The 6,954-nt window shown below is 73.8% G+C and carries 7 protein-coding genes and 1 pseudogene; 4 read left to right on the top strand and 4 right to left on the bottom strand.

The genetic code is table 11. The features are described from left to right. The 4 genes and pseudogenes from V7E45_RS37345 to V7E45_RS37360 all read left to right on the top strand — a co-directional run. Positions 1-361 (top strand): annotated as a pseudogene (locus tag V7E45_RS37345) (ATP-binding protein); the annotation flags it as partial. After that, a complete protein-coding gene (locus V7E45_RS37350) occupies positions 358-834 on the top strand; it encodes a roadblock/LC7 domain-containing protein (RefSeq protein WP_020942904.1) in 477 nt (158 codons plus the stop codon). The pseudogene V7E45_RS37345 and the gene V7E45_RS37350, both read left to right, overlap by 4 nt. 16 nt (positions 835-850) lie before the next feature. After that, entirely contained in the window at positions 851-1,267 is a 417-nt protein-coding gene (locus tag V7E45_RS37355; RefSeq protein ID WP_333778732.1) for a DUF742 domain-containing protein, read from the top strand. Next, a complete protein-coding gene (locus tag V7E45_RS37360) occupies positions 1,254-1,853 on the top strand; it encodes a GTP-binding protein (protein ID WP_443056341.1) in 600 nt (199 codons plus the stop codon). Before V7E45_RS37355 ends, V7E45_RS37360 begins: the two co-directional genes overlap by 14 nt. Positions 1,854-1,887: 34 nt before the next feature. Here V7E45_RS37360 and V7E45_RS37365 read toward each other — a convergent pair whose 3' ends face one another. The 4 genes from V7E45_RS37365 to V7E45_RS37380 all read right to left on the bottom strand — a co-directional run. Further along, positions 1,888-2,556, bottom strand: a complete 669-nt coding sequence (locus V7E45_RS37365; RefSeq protein WP_333778734.1) for an ABC transporter permease — start codon at positions 2,554-2,556, stop codon at positions 1,888-1,890. Beyond that, on the bottom strand, positions 2,553-3,206 hold the full coding sequence (locus V7E45_RS37370; RefSeq protein ID WP_333778735.1) for an ABC transporter permease: 654 nt from the start codon (positions 3,204-3,206) through the stop codon (positions 2,553-2,555). The genes V7E45_RS37365 and V7E45_RS37370 overlap by 4 nt, the downstream gene beginning before the upstream one ends. Beyond that, positions 3,203-4,333, bottom strand: coding sequence for an ABC transporter ATP-binding protein (locus V7E45_RS37375; RefSeq protein WP_333778736.1), 1,131 nt, complete (start codon positions 4,331-4,333; stop codon positions 3,203-3,205). The genes V7E45_RS37370 and V7E45_RS37375 overlap by 4 nt, the downstream gene beginning before the upstream one ends. Positions 4,334-4,524: 191 nt before the next feature. Beyond that, on the bottom strand, positions 4,525-6,954 hold a 2,430-nt coding region (locus V7E45_RS37380; RefSeq protein WP_333778737.1), incomplete at its 5' end, for a right-handed parallel beta-helix repeat-containing protein.

The following is a 6,954-nucleotide window of genomic DNA, read 5'->3' on the forward strand; positions in this document are numbered from 1 at the left end:
CACCAAGGCACTCGCCCCCGAGGCCACGGCCCTTGAGGCCGCCGCCCCCGGCGCCTCCCGCCCCGGACCCGCCGGCATCGCGCTGCCAGGGCAGGCCGCCCCCGACGGCGGCGGCCGCCCGCTGCGCCGCAGGGTCCGCGGGGCCACGCTGCGTACCACCGTCGGGGCGGCGCAGGTCGTGCCGCAGGCGGCCCGTGCCCGGGACGCGGAGGCGGAGCGCAGCGAACTGGAGGAGTTCGAGGCTGCGGTGGCCCGCGCCCACCGGGACTGCGACACCGGCACCCACGCGCGGCCTCCCGCCGCGCACCCCACGACCCCCGCGCACGACCAGAACCACCTTCCGGAAGGAGCCGAGCAGTGAGTACGTCGACAGGTGACACCCCGACGGACGGCCCCGCGCCCACCGACCTGCAGGCCGCCGCGGCCGACTTCACCTGGCTGCTGAATCGTTTCGCGACGGAGACGGCGGGCGTCGTCGACGCCATCGCCGTCTCCTCCGACGGGCTGCTGATCGCCGTGTCGGAGCTGCGCGAGCGCGCCCACTCCGAACGCCTCGCCGCGATCGTCTCGGGCATCACCAGCCTGGCCGCCGGTGCCTCCGGCAACTACGGCCTGGGCGGCCTCAACAAGGTCATCATCGATCTGGAGGGCGGCCATGTCATCGTCTCCGCGATCGGCAGCGGCGCCGTCCTCGGTGTGGTCGCCGACAAGGACGCCAAGCTCGGCAACATCGCCTACGAGATGACGGTGTTCGCCAACCGGGCCGGGGCCGCGCTCAGTCCGCAGCTGGTGCTGGAGCTGAAGAACAGCGTCGGCGCCGCGTCGGCCCGCTGAGGAGGGAAGCGTCGCCATGGCGGACGGCACCCGGCCCCCGGGCCACGAACCGGTCGGGCCGGCTTCCGCCGTAAGGCCGTTCCTGGTCACCGCCGGACGGGTGGCGGACGCCGCCTCCGGCCGGGCGCTGCCGCTGGAGACCCAGGTGGTGGCCTCCGCCGCCGGTCTCGACGCGCTCGGCCGGCTCTCCTTCGAGCGGCACGACATCGTCGCGGCCTGCCGGCTGCCGCAGTCGGTCGCCGAACTCGCGGCCCGGCTGCGGCTGCACCTGAACGTGGTCCGCGTCCTGGCCGAGGACCTGCACGAGGCGGGGCAGCTCGCGGTGCACCTGCCCGACGTGGCGGCCGCCCACGACGCCTCCGTCCTGCGCAGGGTTATCGACGGCCTGCGGGCCGTCCCCGACTCCCGAGGGGTACCGAGTGACCATGACTGAACCGCTCACCCCGGTCGCGGCCGCACCCACCGCCGTACGGCCGCCGCTGCCGGTGAAGATGGTGGTCGCGGGCGGCTTCGGCGTGGGCAAGACCACCACCGTCGGCTCCATCTCGGAGATCGAGCCGCTGACCACCGAGGCGGCCATCACCGAGGTCGCGGCGGGCGTGGACGACCTCACCCACACCCCCGCCAAGACGACCACCACGGTGGCGATGGACTTCGGGTGCGTCACCATCGACCCGACGCTCAAGCTGTACCTGTTCGGCACGCCCGGGCAGGAGCGGTTCGGGTTCATGTGGGACGACATCGTGGAGGGCGCGGTCGGCGGGCTCGTCGTCGTCGACACGCGCCGCCTGGACGACTGCTACGCGGCCGTCGACTACTTCGAGCACAAGGGCATCCCGTTCGCGGTGGCGGTCAACGCCTTCGACGGGAAGGTCGAGCACTCCCTGGAGGAGGTCCGCTGGGCCCTGGACGTCTCCCCGGGCGTCCCCGTCCTGGTCTTCGACGCCCGGGAGCGCGGTTCGGTGCGGGACGCGCTGCTCGTCGTGCTCGAACAGGCGCTGTCCCGCACCGAGAGCTGAGACCCCGGCCGTCACGGCCTCGGCCCGCGCCGCCTCAGCCGTTGCGGCGGACCCCCGGCGAGACCGCGATCCGGGACACCGCCCAGAACACGGCGAGGCTCGCGAGGGCCATGGCGGCCACCAGGGTGGCGCCGCCGACGACCTTCTCGTAGTTGCGCTGGTAGAGGCCGTCGATGATGAACCGGCCGAGGCCGCCGAGGCTCACGTAGGCGGCGATGGTGGCGGTGGAGACGATCTGGACGGTGGCGGTGAGCAGGCCGCCCAGGATCAGCGGGAGCGCGACCGGCAGCTCCACCTGGAACAGCACCCGGGGCTCGGACATCCCCATGCCCCGCGCGGCGTCCACCGGGGACGGGTCGACCGAGCGGATCGCCTCGTAGGTGGTGACGAGGATCGGCGGCACGGCGAGCACCACCAGCGGGATCATCACCGACATCATGCCGAACCCGATCCAGATGAACATCAGCACCAGCAGACCGAAGCTGGGCAGCGCCCGGCCCGCCGTGGCGATCAGTGCCAGCACGTTGCCGCCGCGCCCGGTGTGGCCGGTGACCAGGCCGACGGGCAGGCCGACGGCGGCGGCGATCGCCAGGGCCTCGAGGGTGTAGCCGACGTGCTCGGCGACCCGGGTGGGGATGCCGTCGTAGCCGTGCCAGTGGGCGCCGTCGCTGAAGAACGCCTGGACGAAGTGGAGCACGTTCACCGGGTGGCTCCCTTCCTGGGCATCCAGGGGGTGAGCAGGAAGCGGACGAGGATCAGCACGGCGTCGGCGAGGATGGCCAGGACCGCGGTGGTCAGCACGGAGTTCACGGCCAGTTCGGGCCGGTGGTAGATGTTGGCGTCGTTGAGCAGGTTGCCGAGGGCGCCCTGGTTGCCGATGAGCATGCCGACGCTGACGAGCGAGATGCTGGAGACGGTGGCGACCCGCAGACCCGCGATGATGGCGGGCACGGCGATGGGCAACTGGACCTGGAGATAACGGCGCAGCGGCCCCAGGCCCATGGCGGTCGCCGCCGCGAGCGTCTCCTGCGGGACCGAGCGGACACCGTCCACGATCGCCGGGACCAGCACCACCAGGCTGTACACGGCGAGCGGGATCATCACCGTGGTCTCGGTCTGGCCGGTGTAGTCGATGAGCACGACGAAGAACGCCAGCGACGGGATGGCGTACAGCACGGTCGTCACGCCGAGCACGGGCGGGTAGAGCCAGCGGAACCGCACGCAGAGCTGGGCCAGCGGCAGCGAGACCAGCAGCCCGGCCAGCACCGGCAGCAGCGCCTCGCGCAGGTGCAGTCCGATCAGCCCGGCGTAACTGTGCTGGAGGTCGCTCGGGATGTCGAAGAAGCCGCTCATCGCGCGGCCCTGACGCCGGCGCCGTCCGCCACCCGGCCGTGGGCGGCCCGGATCGCCTCGCCGATGACCTGCTGGGACACGACACCGACGGCGCGGCCCTCGCCGTCGACGGCCACGGCCCAACCGGTCGGCGACAGCACGGCCCCGTCCAGCGCGGTGCGCAGCGAGTCCTTGCCGGGCACGAACGGCCGCCCGTACGGCAGCAGCCGGTCGCGCTCGATCCGCCCGGCGGTGAGGTCGTCCGGGGCGCCCCAGCCGAGCGGCTTGCCGTCGTGGTCGGTGACGAGGAGGTAGGGGGCCGGGCCGGGGGCGGCGAGCCGCTTCGCGTCCGCGTCGACGGCGACCACGGGAGCGGTCTGCAACTCCAGGTCGCCGGACGGGAAGAAGGACAGCCGGCGGATGCCGCGGTCGGCGCCGAGGAAGTCCTCCACGAAGGGATCGGCGGGCGCGCTGAGCAGTTCGGCGGGCGGCGCGAACTGGGCGAGCCTGCCGCCGGTGCGCAGCACGGCGACCATCGTGCCCAGTTTGATGGCCTCGTCGATGTCGTGGGTGACGAAGACGATCGTCTTGCCCAGCTCGTCCTGCAGCCGCAGCAGTTCGTCCTGCAGGCCCTTGCGGACGACCGGGTCGACGGCGGAGAACGGCTCGTCCATCAGCAGCACCGGCGGGTCGGCGGCGAGCGCCCGGGCCACGCCGACGCGCTGCTGCTGGCCGCCGGAGAGCTGGTACGGGTACCGCTTGGCGAGCGCGGTGTCGAGACCGACCCGCTCCATCAGCTCCGCGGCCCGCGCCCGTGCCTTCTGCTTGCCCCAGCCGAGCAGGCGGGGCACGGTGGCGATGTTGTCGACGATGGTGCGGTGCTGGAAGAGGCCGGCGTTCTGGATCACGTATCCCATGGACCGGCGCAGGGTGTTCACCGGCTGCTGCCGGATGTCGCGGCCGTCGAGGAGGATACTGCCCTCGCTGGGCTCCACCATCCGGTTGATCATCCGCAGGGTGGTGGTCTTGCCGCAGCCGGAGGGGCCGACGAGGACGGTGATGGCGCGGTCGGGTATCTCCAGGGACAGTTGGTCGACGGCCACCGTGCCGTCCGGGTACCGCTTGGTGACTGACTCTATCCGTATCAAAACGCCGCGTACCCTTCGGTTTTTGGCGAGGTCCTGGCCGTTGCCCGGAGAGTCTAGACGGCGTGTGTTTCAGCACGTCGGCGGGGAAGTCCGGGGCAGCCGGGCGCGACCGGTGCCGCCGTGTCGGCCGCTCCCCCGAACTCCTGTCGCAAGCAAGGCAGATCGCCCTTCGGCGGTCCCCGGACCGTCGCTCAGGAATCCGGCAGGTCGTCCGCGCGCAGCACCAGCAGCTCCTGGTGTCCGGGCCGTTCCACCTCCGCCAGGCGTACGGCCATGCGCTCCACCATGTCCTCGAACAGCGTCCGGGCGTCCCGCCCGTTGGCGGGTTCCCCCGCGGCCGCGCGCGCCCGGAAACGAGCACGGAGCAGCTCCGCCACTCCCTCGTCCAGTTCGAAACCGTGCCTCCGCGCCAGGTGCCGGGCGATCCGCACCAGTTCCTCGGGGCCGTACGGGCGGAAGGTCACCGTGCGTGAGAAACGGGACGCCAGACCGGGGTTGGCGGTCAGGAACTCCCGCATCTCCGCCGGATAGCCGGCCGCGATCACCACGACGTCGTCGCGGTGGTCCTCCATCAGTTTGGTCAGCTCGTCGATGGCCTCCTGGCCGAAGTCGTGCCCCGAGCCGAAGCGGCGGGACAGGCTGTAGGCCTCGTCGATGAACAGGACCCCGCCACGGGCGCTGTCGAAGGCGGCCCGGGTCTTCAGCGCGGTGGAACCGAGGTACTGCCCGACCAGGTCGCTGCGGTGCACCTCGACCAGCCGGCCGTCGGTCAGCACGCCGAGGTCTGCGAGGATGCGGCCGTACAGGCGGCCGACGGTGGTCTTGCCGGTACCGGGCGGGCCGGAGAAGACGAGGTGGCGGCCGCCGGGCGGCTCGGGCAGCCCGGCCGCGCGGCGCAGTCCGGCCAGCCGGAGCAGGTGCGTCTGGGTGCGGACCTGGCGCTTGGCCTCGGACAGGCCGATCAGGGCGTCGAGTTCGGCGCGCGGGTCGCCGCCGGTGGCGGGCGCCGCCGGGGACGGCGGCCGGGCGTCGGTGGTCACCGCGGTGCGGTGCACGGTGCCCTCGCCGGACACCGCCGCGCCGCGGCTGCCGGTGATCGTGGTGTCGCGGACACGGCCGCCGGCCCCGCTCTCGGCGTGCAGGCCGTCGCCGCCGCTGCCGGTGAACGCGCTGTCGCGGACGTCGAAGTGGCTGCTGTTCGCGGCCAGGAGCCCGTGTGTCCCGGCGCCGGTCACGGTGAGGTCCCCGGCGGTCAGGGCGGCGCTGTCCATGAGGTGGACGCCGTGCCGGCCGGCCCCTTCGACCGTACAGTCGCGCGCGGTGAGGTCGGCGGTGTCGCGGACGAAGAAGCCGTCGCCGAGGGTGCCCTCGACCCGGATGTCGCGGACGGTGAGCCGGGCGGACCCGGTGAGGACGAGCGCGCTGTCGCCCAGGCCGCGCAGGACCGCCCCGGTGACCTCGCCGGCCGAGCCGGTGTCGGAGGCGTACACCCCGTAGCGGCAGTCCTCGGCGCTCAGCCGGGTGACCTCGACCGTGCCGTCCTGGCACAGCCGTACCGCGGACTCGGTCAGGGCGCGGGCCTCCAGGCGGGCGAGGACGGCGTGGCCGTTCTCCACGACCACTCCCTTGCGGGCGCCGTCGACGCGGCAGCCGTCGAGGCGCAGCCGGCCCCGCTGGTCGACGTGGAGGGCGGCGTTGGAGGCGCGGGTGAAGACACAGTCCTCCAGCCGGCCCACGCCCTCGTCGGTGACCCGGACGCCGACGGCCCGGCAGCCCTCGAACGCGCAACCGCGCAGGACGGGGTCGGCGCCGCCGGTGATGACCGCGCCGGCGTCGGCGCCGTTCACCCGGGCGCCGACGACGGTGCCGTGGCCCTGTTCGCGGAAGCCGAGAGCGGTTCCGGTGAGGTCGGTGAACCGGCAGTCGCGCACCTCGGCCTCACCGTGCCGGTCGGCGAGGACGCCGTGTCCGCCGGCCGAGGTGAACCGGCAGTCGGTGACGCGGGCGCGGCTTCCGGCGCCGGTGACGTGCACGGCGGCGCCGCGGGTGCCGTCGAAGGAGCAGCCGGCCAGCTCGGCCTGGGCGCCGTCGGCGACGAGGACGGCGTCCTCCCCCGCCTCGCCGAACCGGGTGCCGTGGAAGGCGGCGCGTGCTCCGGTCAACAGGGCCGCGCCAACGAGGAGTTCACCTCCGGTGACGGCGATCTCGGTGTCGGGCGCCGCGCTCAGCGCGACCGCTCCGGCGCTCCCGGTCAGCCGGCAGTCGCGCAGCGCGAGCCGGCCGGAGCCGACCGCGACGGCGGCCTTGCCGCGGGCGACGACGGTGAGGCCGGTCAGGACGGCGGTGCCGGTGACGCTCACGGCGGTGTCGGCCGCGCGCTCGACTGTGACGGTGCCCGGCCCGCGCACGGCACGGATCTCCACGTCGCCCTCGAGGACGAGGGGTTCGGGGTAGCGGCCCGGTTCGACGAGGACGCAGACGGGGCCGTCGCCGGTGTGGGCGCGCAGCGCGGCCGCGATGCTGTGGTGCCCGCGGGTGGCCGAGCGGGACACCCGCAGCACGCGGACCTCTCCGACGGCGGCCGTGCGGGAGGCGGACGTCGGCCGGGGCGGGTCCGGGGG

Origin of the sequence: Streptomyces sp. IBSBF 3136, from assembly GCF_036815105.1 — a bacterium.
Lineage (GTDB): Bacteria > Actinomycetota > Actinomycetes > Streptomycetales > Streptomycetaceae > Streptomyces.